This window comes from Archangium minus, assembly GCF_044360475.1.
In the GTDB taxonomy this organism is placed as follows: domain Bacteria; phylum Myxococcota; class Myxococcia; order Myxococcales; family Myxococcaceae; genus Archangium; species Archangium minus.
The window spans coordinates 5788693-5811560 of record NZ_CP043494.1 but is presented as its reverse complement, the minus strand read 5'-3'; the positions used below and the strand labels follow the sequence as shown (position 1 = coordinate 5811560).

General features: G+C 66.5%; 23 protein-coding genes. 6 read left to right on the top strand and 17 right to left on the bottom strand.

The features are described 5' to 3' along the window. Window positions 1–69: 69 nt before the first annotated feature. Together F0U60_RS23835 and asnS are read right to left on the bottom strand one after the other, a co-directional pair. Window positions 70–2085: a serine hydrolase gene (locus tag F0U60_RS23835; RefSeq protein WP_395823609.1), complete on the bottom strand. Its 2016-nt coding sequence runs from the start codon at window positions 2083–2085 to the stop codon at window positions 70–72. Window positions 2086–2294: 209 nt separating this feature from the next. Further along, window positions 2295–3695, bottom strand: coding sequence for an asparagine--tRNA ligase (gene asnS / locus F0U60_RS23830; protein ID WP_395823607.1), 1401 nt, complete (start codon window positions 3693–3695; stop codon window positions 2295–2297). Window positions 3696–3933: 238 nt separating this feature from the next. Between asnS and F0U60_RS23825 the strand changes: the two genes are divergently transcribed. Further along, window positions 3934–5469, top strand: a complete 1536-nt coding sequence (locus F0U60_RS23825; protein WP_395823605.1) for an amino acid permease — start codon at window positions 3934–3936, stop codon at window positions 5467–5469. 26 nt (window positions 5470–5495) lie between these two features. Here the strand turns inward: F0U60_RS23825 and F0U60_RS23820 are convergent, their stop codons facing one another. From F0U60_RS23820 to F0U60_RS23780, 9 genes are all read right to left on the bottom strand, one after another. Continuing rightward, window positions 5496–6641: a cyclic nucleotide-binding domain-containing protein gene (locus F0U60_RS23820; protein ID WP_395823603.1), complete on the bottom strand. Its 1146-nt coding sequence runs from the start codon at window positions 6639–6641 to the stop codon at window positions 5496–5498. Between the two features lie 204 nt (window positions 6642–6845). Then, window positions 6846–7580, bottom strand: a complete 735-nt coding sequence (locus F0U60_RS23815; protein ID WP_395823601.1) for a competence/damage-inducible protein A — start codon at window positions 7578–7580, stop codon at window positions 6846–6848. 13 nt (window positions 7581–7593) lie between these two features. Then, window positions 7594–8274 carry a dTMP kinase gene (tmk, locus tag F0U60_RS23810; RefSeq protein ID WP_395823599.1) on the bottom strand — a complete coding sequence of 227 codons (681 nt, stop codon included), beginning with the start codon at window positions 8272–8274 and terminating at the stop codon, window positions 7594–7596. Then, window positions 8271–8609, bottom strand: a complete 339-nt coding sequence (locus F0U60_RS23805; RefSeq protein ID WP_395823597.1) for a hypothetical protein — start codon at window positions 8607–8609, stop codon at window positions 8271–8273. Before F0U60_RS23805 ends, tmk begins: the two co-directional genes overlap by 4 nt. Window positions 8610–8688: 79 nt before the next feature. Further along, complete coding sequence (locus F0U60_RS23800; protein WP_395823595.1) at window positions 8689–8808, bottom strand: imm11 family protein; 120 nt, start codon at window positions 8806–8808, stop codon at window positions 8689–8691. Window positions 8809–9059: 251 nt separating this feature from the next. Next, window positions 9060–9683 (bottom strand): nucleotidyltransferase domain-containing protein, encoded by a 624-nt coding sequence (locus tag F0U60_RS23795; protein ID WP_395823593.1) that lies wholly within the window; start codon window positions 9681–9683, stop codon window positions 9060–9062. Then, window positions 9664–10056, bottom strand: coding sequence for a hypothetical protein (locus F0U60_RS23790; RefSeq protein ID WP_395823591.1), 393 nt, complete (start codon window positions 10054–10056; stop codon window positions 9664–9666). The genes F0U60_RS23795 and F0U60_RS23790 overlap by 20 nt, the downstream gene beginning before the upstream one ends. Window positions 10057–10065: 9 nt before the next feature. Next, entirely contained in the window at window positions 10066–10761 is a 696-nt protein-coding gene (locus tag F0U60_RS23785; protein WP_395823589.1) for an HNH endonuclease, read from the bottom strand. Window positions 10762–10909: 148 nt separating this feature from the next. Continuing rightward, window positions 10910–12373 carry an AAA family ATPase gene (locus tag F0U60_RS23780; RefSeq protein ID WP_395823587.1) on the bottom strand — a complete coding sequence of 488 codons (1464 nt, stop codon included), beginning with the start codon at window positions 12371–12373 and terminating at the stop codon, window positions 10910–10912. A 184-nt stretch (window positions 12374–12557) separates the two neighbouring features. On the opposite strand from F0U60_RS23780, the gene F0U60_RS23775 reads away from it, so the two are divergent. Next, window positions 12558–12995, top strand: coding sequence for a zinc-binding dehydrogenase (locus F0U60_RS23775; protein WP_395823585.1), 438 nt, complete (start codon window positions 12558–12560; stop codon window positions 12993–12995). A 163-nt stretch (window positions 12996–13158) separates the two neighbouring features. After that, complete coding sequence (locus F0U60_RS23770; RefSeq protein ID WP_395823583.1) at window positions 13159–13659, top strand: ureidoglycolate lyase; 501 nt, start codon at window positions 13159–13161, stop codon at window positions 13657–13659. A gap of 25 nt (window positions 13660–13684) precedes the next feature. Here the strand turns inward: F0U60_RS23770 and thrC are convergent, their stop codons facing one another. From thrC to F0U60_RS23750, 4 genes are all read right to left on the bottom strand, one after another. Beyond that, on the bottom strand, window positions 13685–15013 hold the full coding sequence (gene thrC, locus F0U60_RS23765) for a threonine synthase (RefSeq protein ID WP_395823581.1): 1329 nt from the start codon (window positions 15011–15013) through the stop codon (window positions 13685–13687). Between the two features lie 5 nt (window positions 15014–15018). After that, on the bottom strand, window positions 15019–15582 hold the full coding sequence (locus tag F0U60_RS23760; RefSeq protein WP_395823579.1) for a hypothetical protein: 564 nt from the start codon (window positions 15580–15582) through the stop codon (window positions 15019–15021). Between the two features lie 72 nt (window positions 15583–15654). Next, a complete protein-coding gene (locus F0U60_RS23755; RefSeq protein WP_395823577.1) occupies window positions 15655–16296 on the bottom strand; it encodes a protein-L-isoaspartate(D-aspartate) O-methyltransferase in 642 nt (213 codons plus the stop codon). Window positions 16297–16379: 83 nt separating this feature from the next. Next, window positions 16380–18035, bottom strand: a complete 1656-nt coding sequence (locus tag F0U60_RS23750; protein ID WP_395825411.1) for a glycoside hydrolase domain-containing protein — start codon at window positions 18033–18035, stop codon at window positions 16380–16382. Between the two features lie 294 nt (window positions 18036–18329). Between F0U60_RS23750 and F0U60_RS23745 the strand changes: the two genes are divergently transcribed. Together F0U60_RS23745 and F0U60_RS23740 are read left to right on the top strand one after the other, a co-directional pair. Continuing rightward, window positions 18330–18692 carry an STAUR_1299 family protein gene (locus F0U60_RS23745; protein ID WP_395823575.1) on the top strand — a complete coding sequence of 121 codons (363 nt, stop codon included), beginning with the start codon at window positions 18330–18332 and terminating at the stop codon, window positions 18690–18692. A gap of 61 nt (window positions 18693–18753) precedes the next feature. Continuing rightward, window positions 18754–19956 (top strand): DHHA1 domain-containing protein, encoded by a 1203-nt coding sequence (locus F0U60_RS23740; RefSeq protein ID WP_395823573.1) that lies wholly within the window; start codon window positions 18754–18756, stop codon window positions 19954–19956. Window positions 19957–20016: 60 nt separating this feature from the next. Here F0U60_RS23740 and F0U60_RS23735 read toward each other — a convergent pair whose 3' ends face one another. Together F0U60_RS23735 and F0U60_RS23730 are read right to left on the bottom strand one after the other, a co-directional pair. Beyond that, a complete protein-coding gene (locus F0U60_RS23735) occupies window positions 20017–20721 on the bottom strand; it encodes a GAF domain-containing protein (RefSeq protein ID WP_395823571.1) in 705 nt (234 codons plus the stop codon). Further along, a complete protein-coding gene (locus tag F0U60_RS23730) occupies window positions 20718–21170 on the bottom strand; it encodes a hemerythrin domain-containing protein (protein ID WP_395823569.1) in 453 nt (150 codons plus the stop codon). Before F0U60_RS23730 ends, F0U60_RS23735 begins: the two co-directional genes overlap by 4 nt. A 291-nt stretch (window positions 21171–21461) precedes the next feature. Between F0U60_RS23730 and F0U60_RS23725 the strand changes: the two genes are divergently transcribed. Further along, on the top strand, window positions 21462–22859 hold the full coding sequence (locus tag F0U60_RS23725) for a PAS domain-containing protein (RefSeq protein ID WP_395825408.1): 1398 nt from the start codon (window positions 21462–21464) through the stop codon (window positions 22857–22859). Window positions 22860–22868 lie beyond the last annotated feature (9 nt).

Genomic DNA, 22868 nt, shown 5'->3' with positions numbered 1-22868 from the left:
AGCACGCGGAGCAATACCTTTGGATGGGCTGAGGGGCTGGCGCCCCCTGAAAGGACTTTCTTCCCTGGATTAGAACAGGTCGTGCTCGGGCCAGGCGCTGACGCCGTTCACGACGTTCCACATGAGGCCATCGAGGTTGATGTCAGACATGCCGGAGCTGTTGTTGGAGTTGGTCATGACGGACCATGTGAACTCCTCGGAGCGGCTCGGGCCATAGATGTTCTGGGTACGCACCAGCATGGACAGGGTGCCGGGGATGTAGCCGTTGTGCCACCAGTTGGGGATGTTGTTCACGGCCCAGCCCTTGGCGTAGTAGACCGGGTTGCCCGAGGTATCGAGCGCCGTCGTCCGCGTGGTCATCGTGGAGAGAGTGCTCGCGCTCAGCAGATCCGGGACGGTGGAGAACCCATCCGCTCGCACGGTGACGCGCAGCAGATCGATCGGCGTGACGACCCAGCCGCCATGCGCATCCATGCGGCGCACCGGCATGCCGTACGGGTTGTAGGCACCCGCGCCCAGTTGGTAATAGACAACCTCGTTCGGCAGACGCGCGCTCAGCGTGTCGCCCCCCACGGCGAAGCTCGTGGCGCCGCTGGGGGTGAACACCTGGTCGCGCATGTAGGCCTCATAGGTCTTGCCCGTGACGCGCTCGATGATGCGGCCAAGGACGCTGTAGCCGAAGTTCGAATACTGGTAGGTCGTCCCGGGGTTGAACTCGAGCGGCACGTTCTGCAGCACCCACTGAATGAGCTGCGCCTGCGACATGCCCGTCTGCATGAACATGGGGTCGCCCGAGCCATCACTGCCGTCATTGTCCCAACCGCCCGCGGTGTGCTCGAGCAGGTGCTGGACCGTGATGTTCAGGACACGGCTGTCCCTGTAGGTGCTCTCCGCGCCGTACGTCTCCCCGAGCAACCCGGACCTGCCGAAGACGCGGTCCGTCAGACGAAGCTGGCCGCTTTCGATCAAGCGCATGATGCCAATGGAGGTCATAGGCTTGGACACGCTGGCGACGCGGAAGCGGTGCGAGGTATTGACCGGGGTGTTGCTGCCCTGATCGGCCAGGCCGTAGCCCTTGGCGAATACGAGGCGCCCGCGGCGGGTGATGGCCAGCGACAAACCAACGGTGTTGGTGTTGGCCATGGCCTGGAGGACCGTGTTGTCGATGCGCTGCAGGTCGGCCGCGCTGAACGTGAGGTTCTGCCAGAGCATGGCGAAGACCGGCTGGCTCCCATTGCTGTGCGCGCTCACCAGGACGGGGCGATAACCCTGGTACTTGAGGTCCTGGACTGTCTGTTGATACGCGGCGGAGGAGAGCGCATGACGTGCGACGGTCGGAATCCCCGATGAGGCCTGGAAGATGGCCGCGTACTTGTCCGTGCCGCCCACGTTGTAGCCGCTGACCTTCACGAGCTGGTAGCCCTGGGCCGCGTTGGTGTCGAACGTGGACTGATACTGGGACGAGCTCATCCCGTGGTAGGCCCGCCAGGCGGGTCCAGACGACTTCTCCCAGAGGGCCGCGTAGCGCTCCGCGCCACCGGACGTGTAGCCGCTCACGTGCGTGAGCCGGTAGCCCTGCCCCACCCAGGTGTTGAACTCCGTCTGGTACTGGGACGAGCTCATGTCATGGCGGGCCACCCACGCCACGCTGCTGTCCTGGTGGAAGATGGCCGCGAAGTAAGGCACGCCTCCAACGCTGTACCCATTGACCAGCACCGGGCGGTACCCCTGCGCCATCAAGCTCTCGACGGTGGACTGGTACTGCGCGGAGGACAGCCCGTGGTAGGCCTGCCAGGCCGGGCCGCTCGTCTTCTCCCAGATGGCGGCGTAGCGGACAACTCCCCCTTCTTCGTAACCACTGACATAGGTGAGCCGATAGCCCTGCCCCACCCAGGTGCTGAACTCTGTTTGATATTGAGAGCCGGAGAGCCCATGACGGGCAACCCAGGCATCATACGGACCGGCCAGCTCCTGGGTGACGGTGCCAGAGGTGAGAGGCACCTCCTCTGGAGCCTCACAACCCGTGAGGGACAAGACCAGCGCGGACAAAACGGCCAAAAGAGGCTTCATCCTGAAAGGATTCATGCTCGGCTCCTGATGGACTTTCTTGCTGTCTATTCGTTACGGCGAGGGAGATTCTCCACGGGATTTCACTCCCGGAGTATCTCCCAGACACGTGACCACCTGTTCTCCGTCTTGGGGAAACAGGTGGTCACGTTTCGGTAAAGAACAAACAGCGTCGCAGTCCAGCCCTCGCTCGGAGCCAACCCCTGACAGGGTTTTCTGCGGGCAGACTAGAATTGCGCCCAGCCCGGAACGCGCGGGTAGGGAATGGCGTCGCGGATGTTCTGCAGGCCGCACATGTAGACGATGAGCCGCTCGAACCCGAGCCCGAAGCCCGCGTGCGGCACCGAGCCGTAGCGCCGCAAGTCCCGGTACCACTGGTAGTGCTCCGGCTTCAGCCCGAACTGCACCATGCGCTTGTCGAGCACGTCCAGCCGCTCCTCGCGCTGGCTGCCGCCGATGATCTCCCCGATGCCCGGCGCCAGCACGTCCATCGCCGCCACCGTGCGACCGTCCTCGTTCAGGCGCATGTAGAACGCCTTGATCTTCTCCGGGTAGTTCATCACCACCACCGGCCGACCCACGTGCTCCTCCGTCAGGTAGCGCTCGTGCTCCGTCTGCAGGTCATTGCCCCACTCCGGCGCGTAGTCGAACTTCTTCTTGGCCTTCTTCAGGATCTCGATCGCGTCGGTGTAGTCGATCCGCTCGAAGCTCGAGTTGATGAACTTCTCCATCCGCTCGATGACGCCCTTCTGCTGGCGCTCCTCGAAGAACTTCATGTCGGGGCCGCACTCGGCGAGCACCGCCTTGAAGACATACTTGAGGAAGCGCTCGGCCAGGGCCGCGTCCTCGTTGAGATCCGCGAAGGCGATCTCCGGCTCGATCATCCAGAACTCGGCCAGGTGCCGGGTGGTGTTCGAGTTCTCCGCGCGGAAGGTAGGCCCGAACGTGTACACCTTCGACAGCGCCAGGCAGTACGCCTCCACGTTCAGCTGGCCGGAGACGGTGAGGTAGGCCTCCTTGCCGAAGAAGTCCTTGCTCCAGTCAATCTTCCCGGTGTCCGTGCGCGGCGGGTTCACCACGTCCAACGTGGACACGCGGAACATCTGCCCGGCGCCCTCGGCGTCGCTGGCGGTGATGATGGGCGTGTTCACCCAGAAGAAACCCTCCTCGCTGAAGAAGCGGTGGACGGCCTGCGCCGCCGCGTGGCGTACGCGGGTGATGGCACCGAAGGTGTTGGTGCGCGGACGGAGGTGGGCCACCTCGCGGAGGAACTCCAGCGTGTGCTGCTTGGGCTGGATGGGGTACGTGTCCGGGTCATCCACGAAGCCGAGGACCTGGACCTCGTCGGCCTGAATCTCGAACGACTGGCCCTTGCCCTGCGACTTCACGAGCGTGCCGCGGGCGACGACCGAGCAGCCCGCCGTGAGGTGCAGCACCTCCTTCTCGTAGTTGGGCAACGTATTGGGCGCGACCACCTGGATGGGATCGAAGGTCGAGCCATCACTGACGTTGACGAAGCTGATGCCCGCCTTCGAGTCACGGCGCGTACGCACCCAGCCGCGCACCTCCACCTTCGTGTCCGGTGCGACCGAACCATCCAGCGCCTTCTTCACACTGACGACCTGCATGATCCCCTTCCTTCCTCACGAATCTCTGGGGACGCGGAGTTAGCCGCCCGCTGGCCAGAGGACAAGCCCCATGAGCACCCCCAGTGGATTGCCGAGGCTTGACAGGCTCCCCGCTCCCCTCCAGGGCAAGCCGCCACCCCCTGGGAGGGGGTCCACCGCCCCACGGGCGGGAACCAACGCGGCGCAGCACGGACAAGGTGGAGACCCGATGGGTGGGAACGTGGTAAGCGACGCCCACATGCGTTCCCTCTTCAAACGCAAGCAGATCGCCGACCTCCTCCCCGAAGGAGAGTCGTCCGGTGGCTTGAAGCGCGCGCTGGGCACCAGCGACCTCGTCATGCTCTCCATCGGCGCGGTCATCGGCGCCGGTATCTTCTCCACGCTCGGCACCGCGGCCGCTGGCGAGATCATGCCCAATGGCGAGGTCATCCGCCACGGCGCGGGCCCCGCCCTCACCGTGTCTTTCCTGCTGCTCGGGGGGGTGTGTGCGCTGGCGGCGCTCTGCTACGCCGAGCTGGCCTCGATGATCCCCCAGGCCGGCAGCGCCTACGCGTACTCCTACGCGACGCTCGGAGAGCTCATCGCGTGGATCATCGGGTGGGATCTCATCCTGGAATACGCGGTGGGCAACGTCGCGGTGGCCATCGCGTGGGCGGGGTACTTCAACTCGCTCCTCTCCCCCTGGGTGCACATCCCTGACTGGCTCACGCACGGCTACTACAACGTCCAGGCGAGCAGCGATCCGGCCATCCGAGGCCTGCTGGAGACCGCGCCGCGCGTGTTCGGCATCCCCGTGCTGGTGAACCTGCCCGCCTTCCTCATCGTCATGCTCATCACCTGGCTGCTGGTGATCGGCGTGAAGGAGAGCACCCGGGTCAACAACCTCATGGTGGTGGTGAAGCTGCTGGTGCTCACCCTCTTCGTGGGCGTGGGCGTCCTGCACATCGACACGGCCAACTACACGCCGTTCGCCCCCAATGGCTTCACCGGTGTCCACCAGGCGGCGGCCATCGTGTTCTTCGCCTACATCGGCTTCGACGCCATCTCCACCGCGGCCGAGGAGACGAAGGATCCGCAGCGCACCCTGCCCAAGGGCATTCTCCTGGGCCTGGGCGTGTGCACGGTCATCTACGTCATCGTCGGAGCCGTGGCCACGGGCCTCATCCCCTATCAGCAGCTCAAGTCCTCGGATCCGCTGGCCCATGCCTTCGAGGTGGCCGGGCTGACAAAGTTCAGCTGGATCATCTCGCTGGGTGCGGTCGTCTCCATGGCGGCGGTGCTGCTCGTCTTCCAGTACGGCCAGCCGCGCATCTTCTACGCCATGGCGCGCGATGGTCTGCTCCCCCCGTGGGCGGCCAAGGTGCATCCCAAGTACCGCACGCCCCACATCACCACGCTCCTCACCGGCGTGCTGGTGGCGCTCGGCGCGCTGGTGGCCGATGACGCCGCCACCTACGATCTGACCAACATCGGCACCCTGTCCGCCTTCATGCTGGTGTGCCTGGGCGTCCCCGTGTTGCGCCTGAAGGATCCCCACCGGCACCGGCCCTTCAAGGTGCCCTTCGTGTGGCCCGTGTCGCTCGCCGGGGCCGCCGCGTGTCTCTTCGTCATGAAGGGCCTGCCCGTGCACGCCTGGGAGCGCTTCGGCATCTGGCTGGCCGTTGGGCTCGTCGTCTACTTCGCCTACGGCTACCGCAACTCCGTGCTGCGCCGGGGCGTGGCGCCCGTGAACCTGGAGGCACCGACCAGCCCGGACAGCAGCCCGGGCACCTGAGCCGGTGCGCTCTAGAGCGGGCGTAATCAGACGCGCGGAGGCTCTTCGCCGCGCGCCGGGGTCTGCTGCCAGAACATCTCGGCGGAGCACAGCAGGCGCTCGTTCCCCAACCGTGAGAGCGCCTCGCACACCCCGGGATGATCCATCAGGTACCGCTCGCAGCTCCCCCAGTCGAGCCGCAGCAGCAGGCAGGCGCTCTCCGCGCGCACGGTCGCGGTGGCCTGCAGGCCGAGCATCAGGGCGATCTCCCCGAACATGTCGCCCTCCCCCAGCGTCCGCAGGAGGCTCTCGCCACCCTCCGGGCGCTGGTGGAGCACCTGACAGCGTCCCCGCAGCAACAGGTACAGGGCGTCCACCGGCTTGCCCTGCGTCAAGAGGGTCGCCCCCTCTGGCCGGGCGCAGAGCTGGAAGTCACGCGACAGGGCTTCCCTGCGCTCGGGTGGGAGCATGCGGAAGATCGGATTGCCCCGGAGCACATCGTCCAGCAGGCGCTCGCGGTGGTAGGCATGCAACGCCTCCCCTACAGAGGGGTGCTGCTGCATGAGCCCCTCCAGCCTATCCCGGGTCAGCTGCAACACCGCGGTGCGCTCGAAGGCCTTGACGCTCGCGAGCCTCGGCACGTCGGAGAGGAGCGACGCCTCTCCGAAGAAGTCGCCCTCGCCCAGGAAGGCCACGGTGCGCCGCCGCCCCGACTTCAACGTCCGCACCACCTCCACGCTCCCCTCCACGATGGCGAACAGGGCGTTGCCCGGCTCCCCCTCCGCGACGATGGTCTCTCCCGGCTGGAACTCCCGCAGCTCCAAGGATTCCATCACCGACAGGAACGCCTTCTCGCCGAGCTGCGCGAGCAGGGACACGCGAGGCTGCATCCCGCTCATGTTCGAGCCCGCCTCCGCGGTCGGCAACCGCACAATGCTCCTCGGGACAGGATGCCCCGGCGGAGCCAGCGGATCCATCCACCGGGCATCGAGCTTCGTGAAGAGCCGGCGCGTCGGCTCATGATCCGGCTCGAGCCGGAGGATGACCTTGCACAGGGCGATGGCGCGCGACAACCACCCCCGCTGAGCCCAGGCCTCCGCCAGGTGCTCGTAGTCCGATAGCGTCTCTTCCAGCTCGCTGCTGGAGGGCAGTTGAACGACCACATCCTCCTGCTTCAACGGTGCGTCGGACACGGTTCCCCCTTCTGATGAGGCGCTGTACGGGTTGCGTGGTTTCTTGCCCCATCTAACGCCAAGGGTGAGCGCGCACCCTTCCCTTGTCTGTGACCGGATTCACATGTCGGAGGAATTCGCGTGCTCTCCGGTGGAGAACGGCCGTGCGCTCGTTTCTGATGTCCAGTGGGTGACATTGAAGAGGGAGGCGGTAGGGAGTGGCGCTTACTCGGTGCGCAACACCGAGCCCGTGGGCAGCCCCGCCAGGAGCCGGGCCATGGCCTCCTCCACGGCGTCCTTCTCCACGCTCTCCACCGTCACCTTCACCTGGTAGTCCAGCGTCCGGTCGAACATCGGGTACGAGCCGATCGCCACGTGCGGCATGTCCAGCGCGACCCGATCCAACACCGCCGCGACAGCGCTCTCGCCCAGGCCCAGGTACAGCATCCGCAGGTGCACCGGTGTGCCTTGCAGCCGCGACAGCACCGCATCCAGCTGCGTCCGGAAGAGCTGCGGTACTCCGGGCAGCATGAACACGTCATCCACCGTCAGCACCGGATACCAACTCCCCGGTTGGTAGATCAGCTCCGCGCCCTCGGGGGCATCCGCCAACCGCAGGGCCTCGGCCGTCGGCGTGTCACCCGCCTTCTCGTGGATCAGCGCCACCATCTCCGGCAGCCGGACCACCTTGCGTCCCATGGCCAGCGCCACCGCGCGCACCGTCACGTCGTCATGCGTGGGCCCGATGCCCCCACTCGTGAAGACGTACTTCGCTCGCAGGCGTGCACGCGCCACCGCTTCCACGATGACGTCCACCTCGTCCGGGACGAGTTCCAGCGTGCGCAGGGGAATCCCCACCTCGCGCAAACGCCGGATGAGGTGGGGACCATTCGCATCCACCACCTTCGCCGTGAGAACCTCGTTACCGATGATGACCGCCGCTGCGCCCGTGGGCTCCATGCGGCCGGGGACTCTACCGCACCGCCGCGCGCCTGGGTTTGCGTCCGAGCAGTTTGCGCACCTGGACCAGGCAGTCCGCCGTCACGGCCTCCACCGGCTGGTCCCCATCGATGCGCACCACGTGCTCGCGCTTGCCGCGCAGCCGGATGGCCGCCTCGTACTGCTTGGAGATGCGACGCTGCTTCTCCACTGCGTCGAAGAGCTCCTCCGGCCCACCCCGCGCCGCTCGACGCCTCGCCGCCACCTCGATGGACACCCCGACGAAGAGCGTCAGGTCCGCCGGTACGGCGTGCGCGTTGATCGACTCCACCCACTCCATGGGCAGTGATGCCCCCTGGTAGGCGAGCGACGAGAGCACGGAGCGATCACTCAACACCACCTGCCCCGCCTCTAGCGCCGGTAGTACCTTGGCGCGCAGGTGATCCGTCCGGTCCGCCGCGTACAGCAGCGCCAGCGTCTCCTGTGCCAGGGGCTGCGAGCCCGAGGACCCGGGCAGCACCACTCGCCCCGTGAGCGCCTGGCGGATCAGCACTCCGACGGGTCCGTCCGAGGGCTCACGCGTGGTGAGGACGGGATGGCCCTCGGCCCGCAGCGCGGACGCCAGCCGCTCCACCTGCGTGGTGGTACCCGCGCCGTCCAGGCCTTCCAAAACGATGAGACGCCCGCTGCGTGCGGGCTTTCGGGCGGGACTCACCGAGGCAGCAGTGCCGTGGGATCGTCCAGACGCAGCCGGCGGCGCAGCTCCAGCATTGTCTCGTAGCGAACCAGCTCGTCGGCCAGCACGGTGCGGCCCTTGCGGTAGCGGACCAGCGAGTAGATGGCCAGCCCCACCGTCAGCGCCAGACCCAGCCACGCCACGTACGGCGCCCTCGCCGAGTCCCAGAAGAGCTTCGCCGTCGCGCCTCCGAAGATGAGGGCGACGACGAGGGACACGCCCGCGTGGGCGAAGTGGAGCGTACTCTGGCGCGTGGACAGCGCCTCCTGGAGGCGCTCGAGCTGCTCGTGGAGATTCTGCGTTTCTGCGTTCACGGGGCGGCGAACCTAGCGGAACCCGGGGGCCGCGTCGAGTCGGCAACCACCCCGGCAGACACTGAGCGACAGGCGGCCCTTACACCTCCGTGAACTTGAGTCCAGTGAGGCCCTCCTGCTCCAGGGCCTGCTTGAGGTTGTCGGAGACGATGAGAACCACCCGCCATCCCCAGGGTCGGAAGATGTGGGCGTCACTCACTTGGTGGCCCTGACTAGGGAGCGGCGCACGTGAAGCTCGCCGCAGAGACAGGGTCGCCTTCTCCCTTGTAACAGGAATAGAGGGGGTACCTGCACACCTGCCTCGCAAGAAGCGGTGCTCTTGCCAGCCGTGGATCCGAGAGCAGATCGCCCCCCCAAGCGGGGGCAGAGCCGAAGCCATAAGAGGATGTTCGACGCCATGCCCCTGCTCTTCTGGATGGGACGGAGCCTCTTTGGAGCGTGAATGCAGGTTCAGCGCAGGGGGATGCTCAAGTAATCCAGAAGGAACTTCGGTTTGAGCCGGGCTCCGCGCGCCAAGCGCTCCAGCTCTTCCCTCGCATGCGGAAGGCGGGCCCATGCTTGATCCAGCAGCGGCGTCGGAGGAACGGGCTCACCTTGAGCCAGGAGATCGTGTCGCTGGAGGTCACGGCGGATGAGCGCGAAGTGCTTCTCCCGGTAGAGCGCATCTAACAAGGGAAAGCTCTTTTCGACGGCTTGTAGCCTGCGGCGAAGTCTCTCGGCCTTTCGCTCCTTCGCATCGAGGGAGGGCCGCACCCGGTGCACCCAGTCTGGTTCCCCCACGAGCCACTGGCCGTACCTCGCGACATGTCCGGCCAGCTCACTGCCAAGCCAGCGCTTCCTACGGCAGTCCTCTGGAGTCACGAAGACGAGATCGAGCGAAGGGCCAAGACGGCTGAGCCCCGAGCCAATGCACATCAGATCGAAGTCCGAGCCTTCTCGGGAGACACCCGCCGCACGCGAGCCGAAGAGGATAATCTGCTGGCAACCCTTGGAGAGTTCCTCCCATGACAAACCTCTGCGCGCCAGCAGTGGCTCCAGGAGGACGATCCAGTGCTCATACTCCTTCGTCGTCATCCTCGTCGTCCTCGATGCTGCCGTAAAGAGACTCCAAACCGGAGAGAAGCGCCTGCCGATCCTCCTCATTGATTTCATCGGGAGTGACCTCCACGACTGAACCATCATAACGCTCGACGCTGGCTGTTTCGAGCAGACGGCTGGCGGCCTTGGCGGCAGCAGTGAGCCACCCATCCTGGCTTGCCAGATAGGCGAGCAGGGCATCGAGCGGGGCAGCCTGCGACTTGAGTGAGTCCGGGAGATCCTCGAAGAAGGGCTTGAGCGTCGATGCGACGGCGTCCAGTACCGTCTCAAGCTGGTCCGGCTCTTCGAAGTCCTGGAGCGCAGAGATAGCTTTCTTGAGCGCCCTGAGTGCCTTGGGCCGATCACGCATGGCAGGTTCCTATTCGTCCCAGACGGAAAGAGGCATTTCGAGCGCAAACTCGATGAACTCGTTTGTTTCAATCACTGCTCGCAGGAGCGCAACCTTCCAGTGATGCACGCCACGAAGCTCCCGCTCCTGCTCAAGCTGCTCCCGCAGGCTGTAGATGAGCTCCGGTCGGCTCAGGTCGCGCCCGTACTGCTGAATCGCCTGATGAAGCTCACACAGGCGTGAGGGAGCGGCCTGCGCGTACTTCGCGAGGAGCTTCAAGTCACCCGTGATGTGACGCTCCAGCAATTGATAGAATGGTTGCGCACGAGCTTTTCCCAGGTCCAGGCGGAAGGTCACGGACGGGGTCCGGGCGACGAAGATGTCCGCGAAGAGGATCTCCACGTCCTCGTCGATGTGGTCATCATAAAGATGCACGTATTTCCGTTCTCCCCGTGCGTTCTTCCACCGGTTGCCCCTGTCCCGGTTGCAGTCGGCGCAGCATGGCACCAAGTTGCGCAAATGAACGGCGAACTCCGGGTACTGACTGCGGGGCAGGTAGTGATCATACGTCGTCGGGGGACTCACGCAGCAGTACTGACACTCGGCTCTCGACAGGTCGGTCTGGCAGCTCTTGATGAGGCCCTTCAATGTGGATAGCGGCCGCGTTTCCTCCTCATAGGAGTGCAGGAGCGCTTCCCGCTCCTGTCCACTCACCGACATCGGCACGAGTGCCTCCAGGGCCGGAGAGGCGGCGGTGTAACTGAGATAGACCGCATTGATACGGGCTTCGAGCGCGAGAAGACGCTCGCGCCTTGGGGGCTCCTTTGCAGTCGCGATGGCAAGGTAGTGCCGAAGCGGCGGCTCCGCGCAAGGTCTAAGGTTTCTCATCGTCCCGTTCCCCAGGCTTCGCCGTCAGCGCCTGGAGCGCCATGCGAGCATTGAGGCTCAGCTTCTTGTTGAACAGGTTCGCGACACCCTCGCGCGTCCCTTGTGTATCCACGAGCTGGCGAAGGATGCGGAAGTAGTTTTTGTGCCGTTCGTCCACCCGAAACGCGGTGTTGACGATCTCGGTCAGGTTCTCCCCGAATGACTCGGCGGGGTAGCGCGAGATGATGGGAACGCCCCCCTCGCGCTCCAGGATCCGGATGTTCCTCGCGGGAATCTCCTGCAGCACGATGGGCGAGTGGGTTGCGATGATGGCATATGAACGGAACTCTTGAATGGCCTTGTGGAGCAGTCGCATCATCCCGGAGAGTAGCTGCGGATGCAGGTGGGTCTCCGGCTCGTCGAAGAGCAGGATCGAGCCCGGCCGGATGTGCGCAAGAACCCTGGCCAGGATCAGCAGGAGCAACTTGTGACCGGAGCTCTGCTTCCGGATCCACGCGACGCGCGTGTCCAGGTCCGGAAGCTGGGTGATCCGCTCCGGCTCCGAGAACTCCTCGAGGATTCCTGATGCCTTCATCAGCTGAGTCCACTGGGGAGCACGTTTCTGCTGCTGGATGAGGAGGATTGCCTCATCGAAAGCAGACATGGCCCAGTCCATGTTGACGTGGTTGGTCGCGTCACGCAGCCCGCAATAGATGTAGTTGACACCCAGCTCTGGGCTGAACGGTCTCTTGAATGTATCGAAGGCGCTATACGAGATGGCGATGACCTGGCTGACCAGAGGCCGCGCCGAGCCAAGCCCCGGAACCTCACTTTTTTCGAGCCCGCTCAAGGCATGCGCCAGCCCCCCCAGCAGAACCGTCTTGCCGGCTCCATTCCGACCCACGAGCGCAATGGCACGCCCGAACCACTCTGCCCGCTCCTCGAAAGCAATCTCGAGCTGGTGCGGAACATCGAAGCCGTCGAGCTGCTTCGTGTACGTGAAGGAGGGCGCCGGAATGGGCGCGGTGGGGCGACCGAACAGGGCACCCGCTGTTTTCAGGGCCCACAATGCCGATGAGGCTCGCAGCAGCGAGAACTGATAGCCCTCTTCCTGCTCGAATTCAGCATGGATCGCGGGGTTGAAGGCGCTGTCACGGAGCGCCTTCAATATCTCCCCGGCAACATCCAGTCCCAGTTCCCGGATGCGCTCGTAGAACTCCAGGGTCTGCCCCAGGCTGCAGTAGCGCTCGTCAAGCGCGGTGAAGGCGCCAGGGAGTTCGGTCTTCTTCTGGTCGCGCTGAAGAATCTTCAATGCACCCAGCTCGACTTCCTGATTGGCGTCCGGACAGTAGTACGCTCTGAAGCTGGTCTTATAGGTGTAGTCGTCCCAGGGACGTCCCCGTTCCAGGACCACGCACGGGAATTTCTGGCGGGGCACCAGGTACTTCCACTGCTCGCTCTCGAAGTGCATCGTGGTCCTGTCGGATAACCGCCGCCAAGGATAGCCGCATACCGGATAGATTGGATGCCGGACCTTAACAAGAGGCCACGGGGCTGTCGCCGTCGTGCGGGGACGAACCCTGCCCGTTGGCTCTCCGACAAAGGGGCCACAACTCCGCATTCACGTCCCTCGTCGGCTCTACCCTCGCGAGCGAATGCCCCCGGCTCACCCTGGATGGAAAGGCGCTCTCCGACATGGCGACCACCACTCTTGCCGGACTACCGAGCGCGGCGACGAGGGTGTGGACCGCATCAAGGATCTGGCCGACGGCATCGGCGCTGACGCGGTGCTGGAGTGCATCGGAACCAGCGAGTCGACGAAACAGGCATTGCGAGCCACCCGGCCCGGTGGGTTCGTCGGCTATGTCGGCATCCTGCTCGGGGTGGAGCTCCCGGGTGAGGAGCTGTTCTTCTCCCACGACAGGCTGCGCGGTGGCCCTGCGCAAGTGCGCCGATTCCTGCCTAATCTGATCGACCGAGTATGGAACGGCAAGATCGAACTGTTCGACCTGACCCTGCCACTCGAGCAGGTCGCCGAGGGCTACCGCGCCATGAACGAGCGCCGCGCGATCAAGGCACTGCTGCGCCCGTGACGCGCTTTGCACCTCCTGAGCGAGGTAGTTGATGCCAAACTGTTAGCCTTCTACGTCGGCTGGCCCAACACCATGTCGGCCATTACGCGCGCCAAGGCGCTCTTCGGGAAGAAGTAGTCGTCGGCCCCGTCGAAGCGATGAACTGCTATAGACTCCGCCGGACATGTCCATCCAAGCGCGGTCACTCACTCGCGAGGCGTTCGCCCCTTTCGGCGACGTCATCGGCCTGGAGCTCTCCGGGGGTTCCAGCGCCAACCAGGGAACGGCCACCCGGTATGACCGGGTCGCCCAGCTCACCAATAGCCGGCCCGGTGCCCAACCCAACCTCGCCGTGTTCCGCTCGGTGGCCAAGGCCCTGCCCTTCCAGGTCCGCCTGCTGGAGCGCCACCCCTGCTCCACCCAGATGTTCGTGCCGCTCGCGTGCCGGCGCTTCCTCGTCGTCGTGTGCCCGGACGACGCACACGGCGAGCCAGACCTCTCAGGTCTGCGCGCATTCGTGTGCGGCCCCGGCCAGGGCATCAACTACCGCGCCAACGTCTGGCACCACCCCATCATCGCGCTCGAGGGACCGGCCGACTTCCTGATGCTCGCGTGGGAGGATGGGTCGGCGCAGGACTGCGAAGAGCGCCCCCTCTCCACCCCCCTCTTCGTCACGAGCGACTGACCCTGCCTCCTGGCAGGGCCGCCTCTCAGAGATCCGCGAGGGCGTTGCGCACAGCGCCCAGCTCGGCGGGGAGATCCACGGGAGGATTGGAGTACCGGCTCGTCACGTCCGCCAGCGCTCCCCGGTGGTAGCCCACCTTGAAGTCCGGGAACTTCAACCCGTGCGCCGTGGACACCACCGCCACCCGAGCGCCCCGGGCAATCACTCCCTGGGCCACCAGCTTCTCCAGCGCCGCCAGCGCCACACCCGTGTGCGGGCACGTGAAGGTGCCTTCCCGGTCCGCCCGCGCCGCCGCGTTGGCCAGCTCGGACTCCGTCGCCTCCTCCACCACCCCGTCGAAGCTCTTCAGGATGCGCACCGCGCGCCGGAAGGACACCGGGTTTCCAATCTGGATCGCCGACGCCAGCGTGCGCTCGGCCTGCATCGGCAGCAGCTCCTTGAAGCCCCCGCGGAAGGCCCTCATCAGCGGGTTGGCCCGCTGCGCCTGCGCCACCGCGATCCGCGGCCGCTTGGAGATGACGCCCAGCGCGAGCATCAGCTCGAAGCCCTTGCCCAGCGCGCTCGCGTTGCCCAGGTTGCCGCCCGGAATCACCACCCAGTCCGGTGGCTCCCAGCCCAGATCCTGGCACAGCTCAATGGCCACCACCTTCTGCCCCTCGATGCGCAGCGAGTTCATCGAGTTGGCCAGGTACAGGCCCGAGTCCTGCGTCACCTGCTGCACCAGCTTCATGCAGCCGTCGAAGTCCGTGTCCAGCGACAGCACCCGCGCCCCATTGGCCACCGGCTGCACGAGCTGCGACAGCGACACCTTGTCCTTCGGCAGGAACACCACCGACGGAATCCCCGCCGCCGCGCAGTAGGCCGACAGCGCCGCCGACGTGTCTCCCGTGGACGCACACGCCACCGCTCGGATGGGCACGCCCCGCGCGCGCATGTGCTTCACCGACGACACCAGGACCGTCATGCCCCAGTCCTTGAAGCTGCCCGTCGGCGAGACACCGCACTCCTTCAAGTCGAGGCTCGCCAGCCCCAGCTCCGCCGCCATCCTCGGCAGCGGCTTGAGCGGCACCCGCCCCTCTCCCAGCGAGACCATGTCCTCCACCGGCAGCTCCGGGAGCACCCACTCGTGCTTGCCCCAGACGCCCGAGGCGTACGGCAGCCGCGAGGATCCAAAGCGCTGCTCGAAGCGGCGCCGCCACTCCTCCGCGGGCACCGAACGCAGTGCCTCGACGTCGTGCGCTACCTCCAGCAACCCCTGGCAGCGCGGGCAGCGGTAGACGACCTCCAGCAGCGGAGCACGGAATCCGCACCCCTCACTGCAGGCATACTCGGCATGAAAGGCTGGCTTGCTCATGGTTCTCATTCGGCCGCCGGAACAAGGGTCCCGCAGGTGACGCAGGCCCGGCCAGCGTACGCGGGAGAGTGGCACTTCGAGCACGTCGTCCGCGCCCCGGCCTGGGGCAGCGCGGAAGCCGTCGCCTCGGGCTGCGTCAGTCGCACCTTGGGCAGACGCATACCACAGCGATCGCACACCGCCCCGCTCTCCTGCACGTTGCGGCAGTAGCGGCAGACAATCGGACCCGTGGGCGCCGCCGTCCTGTACCCATCCGAGGCGGCTCGCCCCGTGTCTATGTCCTGAATGGGTGCCACCAGGACGTTGCCCGCCGAGGCCGAGCGGCCCGTGTCCAGCTCGGGCACTGGCTGCACGACGATGTCCCGCACCGCCTGCCGGGCCGTCAGCTCCAGGTCCGGAATGGCCGCGACGGGCACGGGCGCACGGCCTCCGGCAAGCTGGGTCTGCTCCAGCTCGGCCAGCGGCGCTACCGCCACCACCACCGGGGCAACCGCGGTGAGCTTCTTTCCACAGACTTCACACTCGGTGCCCTGAGCCTGCTGGTGCTCGCACACGGGGCAGATGATCATGAATCGAGAGGTTAGCGGCCCCGCTCCACCCGAGCAATGCACGACATCTCTCCACAGGGAGAGGAGGCAGCCTCAGTGCAGCAACCGCGGCGGCGGCGTGCTCGTCATCGGGACGAAGCGCACCGACAGCAGCTTCTCCACCGTGGGTGTCTCCCCCGCAAGCGGCCGAGTGATGCGGATCAGCTCCTGCGCTCCATGCCTCGGGCCCACTGGCAGGACCAGGCGACCGCCCGGCCGGAGCTGCTGGTAGAGGGCGGGGGGAAGCCGCTCTGGCGCCGCCGTGCCGATGATGGCGTCAAAGGGCGCGACCTCCGGCCAGCCAGCCGTGCCGTCGCCTACCAGGTAGTGGATGTTGTTGAGACCCAACCGGCCTAGCCGCTCGCGGGCCGACTCGGCGAGCTCGGGAACGGTCTCGACGGTGTACACCTCACCACACAGCCGCGAGAGCACGGCCGTCTGGTAGCCGGAGCCCGTTCCAATCTCCAACACCCGCTCCCCAGGCTGGGGGTTCAAGGCCTGTGTCATGAAGGCCACGATGAACGGTTGGCTGATCGTCTGCCCGTGGCCGATGGGCAGCGGCGCGTCCTCCCCCGCCGAGCTCCGCATCGACTCTGGAACGAACTCCGCCCGTTCGAGGTCCCGGATCACCTCCAGCACACGTGTGTTGGAGATGCCCTGCCGCCGAAGTGCCTCCGCGAGCGCCACGTCACCCATGGGGCCTAGCCTAACCACGCGGTGAATCCGATGCAGGCCCTTTCCCGCTCCCTCGTTCACCGGACGGCCCTTCCTCCCCCGCCTCACTGCTCAAGGCGGACGGGCTCAATCACGTCTCGCGACGGCAGGCCGGGGTGCTCACTCAGGTAGGTGTCCATGGCTTCGGGAACCTCGGCGCCGATCATCAGGAGGTAGCGTTGGATCAGCCGCACGCGGGCCCGCTCGAAGAGCTCGCCATCGTCGGGGACCCGCCAGGGAGCGGGGACGACCTCTCGTGCCACCTCGTGCGCGAATGCCGGATCCGCTTCGCCCACCCGCTTCAGCCACTCGTAGTCCTGCAGCCCCTGGCGGATCAGCTTGAGCCGCAGGGAGGGCAACGGCACGTCCACGGTTCCTCCAATGACGGGGACCGTCCCCGGGTAGAAGAGCGTCCCGTCCCCATTGCCGCCGTAGGTGTACTGGTTCGTCCAGGCCGTGGAGAGCATCTCCGCCACCTGGTAGTAGAGCTCACCCGTCGCCCCCATCTGGAAGGAGATCCACTCCAGGGCCCGAGCCTTCGCGGCCGGGCGATCCATCATGTACGAGGGCCAACCCTGCCCCGGCACGTTCTCGGGCCGAGAGCCACCACAGCCGTGGTTGTAGCAGCTCTGGTAGAGCCACAGCTCTCGGTTGGGCCGGCGGAGGAATGCCTCGTAGGGAGAGGGAGTACCGGCCCTCTCGGACAGCACCCGCGTCGAGAAGATGCTGTCCACCATCACCACGGCGATGTCGATGAGATCGGACAGCCCCCACCGCTCCAGGTCCTCGAGGGAGTAGATGGTCAGCATCGTCCGCAGCTGCGGCGTCAGCTGCCTCGACAGCGTGGCGCGCGCGCGCACCTCCTCGAACGAGGAGTGCCAGGGAGGCTCGTCCCCCACGACGGTGAAGGAGAGGGGCAGCAGGCCGCGCGCTCCCAACTGGGCGAGATAGTCGGCGCGCTGCGCGGGGGTGGGTTGCCCCAAGAACTGCACGCTCGTCATCCGCGCACCGGGCAGGCGCAGGGGCGCGGTCCCCCAGAGGAATGGATCCCACCAGGTCTCGAAGGTGGTCCAATCCGGGATCTCATGGGTATCGAAGTGGCTGGAGAGCGTGATGCGGTGCTCGAGCCCCAGCTTATGGAAGTAAGACAACAACCGCAGCTGGTCCTCCCGCGAGCACTCCCGCTGGCCGGTAAACGCCTTGCACACGGCGGGCGTCCACAGGAGGAAGTTCGTCCGCAGCGACGACGTGCTCGGCATCACCCAGTCCACCACCGTGAGGGACACGTCCACCTGCGCGCGGTAGCCCATCCCCACCACCTCGACCGTGCCGCGGTACTCGCCCGGAGGGGCATCTATTGGCACGTGCACGTCCACCCAGAGGGCGCGCGACTCCCGCGCAGGCACATCCATCGGGAAGGCCTGGCGCTTCTCTCCCAAGGTCTCGTCCACGTCCGGCACCAGTCCGTCCGGCCACCACCCCGCCTCCGAGTGCTGCGTGGACGGAACCGTGACGAGCAGCAGGGCCTCCCGGTAGAGGACGATGTCGGCGCCCTCGATGCGCGCGGGGCCCTCCAACGCGGGGAGGCTCGCGCTCACCCCACTCCATCCCGAGTCCCCTCCGTGCAGTCCCACTTGGAAGGAGACGAACTCATTGCGCGCGGCGAACAGCTGCACGCTCGAGCGGGTACCCGGTGCCGTCTGCGGCCGCACCTTCTCCATCGTGCTCACGGCCCAGACTGACGGGTAGGAAACCGCCCAGGCGGGCCATCCCAACACCAGCGCTAGCACACCGAAAAAACATGTGAGGGCTCTCATGGTGTTGTTCAGCATGGGAATCATTCCCCACCCCGTCGTCCCGTCCATCGGTGCGATGTGAACAAAGGGAGTGACAGAGAGGGGGCCAATCGCAGCGCGGGCCGCCGCTTCCCCAGGCGGCTGCCATGACTTCGGCGCGGGAAGTCTCTTGCGCTCGCCGTTAGGGCGTGGTGGGAATCCGCACAGGAGGATTCACGCATGGACGCCGCCGCCGACGAACTGCTCCGCCTCGCCTTCGACCGCGCGCCCGCTCTCGAGGCCAACCAGGCCATCGCGCGCATCCGCGACCAGGAGGGCGATGAGCTCTCCGGTTCCACCAGCTACGAGCTCGTCCTCCCCGCCGAGAACGTCCGCTCTTACCTGCTCGACTACACGATGCCGCGCCTCGTGGACTACCTCGAATCGAGCGGCGCCAAGCTGCCCCACTGCGGCGGCGTATTCCTCTCCGTGTTCGCCGGAGACACGCTCTACTTCCTGCACGCCAAGGACGTGGTGGAGCTGCTCTCCCGGTGGAGCGGCCTGTCCATGGCCGAGCTCAAGACGCGCTACGGGCCCAAGTAGTCTCGCCGGCGCAGGGCGCTGCAATACCTGGCTCCCGAGGCGTGTTATTCCTCCCCGAGCCATGACTTCCACCGAGCGCCTCTACTTCAGCGATCCCTTCCTCTTCCGCTTCACTGGACGCGTCGTCGCGCATGGCACGTGGAATGGTGCCCCCTCCCTCGTGCTCGACCGCACCGCCTTCTACCCCGAGGCCGGCGGCCAGATGGCCGACCGCGGCGTGCTCGGAGGCCTCGCCCTGCGCGACGTGCAGGTGGACGACACGGGCGTTGTGCACCACGTGCTGGAGCTGCCCGAGGGCACCGGGCTCCCCGAGGTCGGCGCCGAGCTGTCCGGGGAGATCGACCGCATCCGCCGCCGCGTTCACATGGCGCTGCACACCGGCCAGCACATGCTGTCACGCGCGCTGGTGGACGTGGCCAACGCCCAGACTGTGTCCTCCCGGCTGGGCGAGACGGTGTGCACCATCGACGTGGACCTGGATGTGCTCGACGAGCGGCGCGTCGCGGAGGCCGAGGACCTGGTCAACTCCGTCATCGATGACGACATCGCCATCCGCTCCTTCTTCCCCACCCCCGAGGAGCTGGCCGCCCTTCCCCTGCGCCGTGCCCCCAAGGTGACGGACAACATCCGCGTGGTGCAGATTGGCGAGTTCGATGTGTCGCCCTGCGGCGGAACTCACTGCACGCGCTCGGCGCAGGTGGGCATGGTGCGCGTGGTGGGAGTGGAGCGCTACAAGGGCAAGGGCCGCGTCCTCTTCTCCGCGGGCCGCCGCGCCCGGACCGAGCTGTGGGAAGAGGCTGGGACGCTGCGCTCGCTGGGCCGGGCCTTCTCGTGCGGACCACTTGACGTGCCGGCCTCCGTGGACAAGCTGCGTCGTGATCTCACCGATGTCCGTGAGTCGCTCGGGGCCGCTCGGGCAAAGCTTGCAGAGGCTACTGCCGCCGAGCTCGCCACGCAGTTGGAGCAATCCCCGGACAAGCGTGTGGTGGCGGTACTTGAGGGGGCTACTCCCGAGTACCTGCGCTCCGTCGCCGCCCGCCTCACGAGCCGACCCGAGGCGGTGGTGTTGCTCGCCGGCCGCTCTCCCGAGGGACTGGCGGTGTTGATTACTCGCGGCAGTGGCTCCAGCTTCGGTTGTGGCGCCTTCCTTAAGCGTGCCGCTGAGGTCGCGGGTGGACGCGGAGGGGGGCGTCCTGAGCACGCGGAGGGACGTCTTCCTCCTGGCACTGATTGGACGGCCCTCGTGGCTTCGATCCTCGGGTGAGATCCCGGGGTCTGGATACCCTCACCCTCGCCCTCTCCCAGAGGGAGAGGGGATGACTTGCTATCGCTCAGGCGATTGGACGGGCGGCGGAGCCACCAGCCCCGCCAGGGCCCCGAGGCCCCGTTGGAACTCCTCGAGCGAGAGCTTCCCCTCAGAGAACCGCTCGCCGAGGCTCAGCAGGGGCCGGAGCTCGGCGACCTCCATCCAGGCTCGCCAGGCCTTCTGGTCGGCCTCGGAGAGCGGCGTGTAGACGGGTTTCTGGCACGCCAGGCTCTCCAATCGAGCGCTCGCGCGCTGGGCCAGCTCATCCAGCTTCGCTAGGACCTCCGCCTCCAGCCGCGCCGGCTTCACGTCGATCACGCAGAGCGAGCCCACCGTCCGACCCATCACTCGCAACGGAAAGCCCACGTAGGCCCGGATGCCGTAACGCTCCACCAAATCCCTGGGCAGGTCGGGCAGGGACGTCGCGTCCTCGATCTCCAGTCCATCCTCACCCGCCACGACGAACTGGCAGAAGGACGTGCAGCGATCCGTGGCCAATGCCGCCACGAGATCCGGCGGCAGCCCCACGTGCGCTCGGAAGAACTGGATCTTCCGCACCACCAGGCTCACCAGCGAGATCGGAAATCCGCTCAACGCCGTCGCCTCGGAGACGATCGCCTGGAGCTCTGGGTCCGGCGTGGAATCCAGCAGCGACGTATCGAAGGAGGACAGCCGCTCGGTGTCGTCGAGCACCGAGAGATCCTGAGGAAGTCGGGAGTTCATCGTCCACCATCCCGCCGCGGCGGAGAGGAGAGGGTCTCGAAGCGAATCACCTGAGCAGGCCGAGGGCTGGCGCTCTGGCGAAGGCACAGCGGGAAAACGGTCTTCTCTTCGGTGTCCATCAGGGAGCGCAGGGCGTTGGACACCGTACGAAAACGCTGCCCAAGCCGCTCCGGATCCGAGTCCACGTTCACGAGAAAGCCCAGCACCGCGTTGGACATCACCGACAGGTTGGTGCGGAAGATGTTCAGCAGCGTGAGCGTGCTCGCGTCCGGGCGGGAGGCAACCACAGCCTCGTAGAGCTGATCCTTGGCCCGCTGGTGAGGCACGAAGACGTCATGGAGCTGCCGCAGCAGGCCGGGTAACTCCACGGGGCTCGCAGTGTCGCAGGCCCGGAGGAGCACACGCAGTTGGCCATGCTCTCTCTTCAACGTCTCCACACGGTTGATCATGACAAGGGAACATCTTGCCACGGATGTGCCAGCCTCCAACCATCGGAGCCCCAAGGAGGTTGCCTGGTAACCGTTGTGGCGTCCCGCCACAACTCGGACCCCCGCCCCAAGGACTGTGGCACTTCGGGACTGTGGCGTTGCACCACACGCCTCAGGTGTGAGCCGCCCAACGATGAGGGTCCGAGCACTCGCGCAGTTCTGACCTTCCCCGTTCACTGCCGTGCGCTGGGAGCCAATGGGGGCGGGCAGTCGCGAGAACGACCTGTCACGCTTCCTTGCATGCTTCCCTTGATGGACCTACCCAGCTCCGCTCCCCCACGGCTCGATCAACTCCTCGATGTCGTCACGGACGGAGTGCTCGCACTCGACGTCCAGGGACGGCCTACCTACATCAACACCAGCGCCGAGCACATCCTGACACGCTCTCGGCATGAGCTCCTGGGTCAGTGCCTGTGGACGGTGTTGCCGGAGCTGAAGCAGACGGAGCTCGGCCGGGCCTGCCAGCGCGCGCTCGCGGAGGGCATCCCCGAGACGGTGGAGGAGTACCTCGAGGCCCTGGGCGCCTGGCTGGAGGTCCGGGTGTTCCCCACTCGGGAGGGACTGCTCGTGCTGCTCCGGGACGTGACACCACTCAAGCAGGTGGAGACCGAGTATGCCCGCCTGCATGCGCTCGTGATGTGCGCTCCCGCCGTGGCCTTCGTGACGCGCGGGCCCCAGCACATCTTCGAGCTGTCCAACCCCCGCCACCGCCAGCTCCATGGAGGGCGGCAGATGCTCGGCCGGCCCGCCCGCGAGGCCTTGTCAGAGCTGGAGGGTCAGAGCCTGCTTGAGGTGTTGGATCGGGTCTACGTCACCGGCTCCCCCTTCGTCCTGGAGCAGGTGTCTCTCTGGGTGGAGGGCCCCAACGGCCAGCGCGAGGAGCTCCTCTTCCACCTCACCTGCCAGCCGCTGCGCAACGCCGTCGGACGAGTGGACGGCGTGGCCGCGTTCGCCTTCGAGATATCGGCGCAGGTGCGCGCGCGCTGGATGGCGGAGCAGGCGCGCGATCGGGCCGAGGAGGCCAACCGCACCAAGGACGAATTCCTGGCCACCGTCGCGCACGAGCTGCGCACACCGCTCACGACCATCCTCGGGTGGACCAGCATCCTGCGCGCCAACATGATCTCCCCCGAGAAGCAGGCGCACGCCTTGGAGACGGTGGAGCGCAGCGCCAGGGTCCAGGCGCAGCTCGTCGACGATCTGTTGGATCTCTCGCGCCTCGTCGCCGGGAAGATGCGCCTGGAGATGCAACTGGTGTCACTGGCCCCCGTGGTGGAGGCCGCGCTGGACGCAGTGCGTCCCGTGGCGGAGGCCCGGGACATCCGCATCGAGCCCCAGCTGGAGCCCGTCCTGGACCCTGTCCGGGGGGACCGCCGCCGGCTCCAGCAAGTGGCGTGGAGCCTCCTGTCCCTCGCCATCAAGTTCACACCGGAGGGCGGACAGGTGACGGTCCGGTTGCGGCGCGAGGAGGCGCATGTGGCGCTGGAGGTGGTCGGTGCGGAGGGCTGCGCCCCCCAGAAGCATGGGAGCCAGGGTCTGGGGCTGTCCATCGTGCGCTACCTCGTGGAGCTGCACAGCGGAACCGTTCAGACTGACAGCGAGGGCCACGGCGCCCGCCTCACCGTGCGGCTCCCGTCGGATGGGACGTGAAGCCCCGCC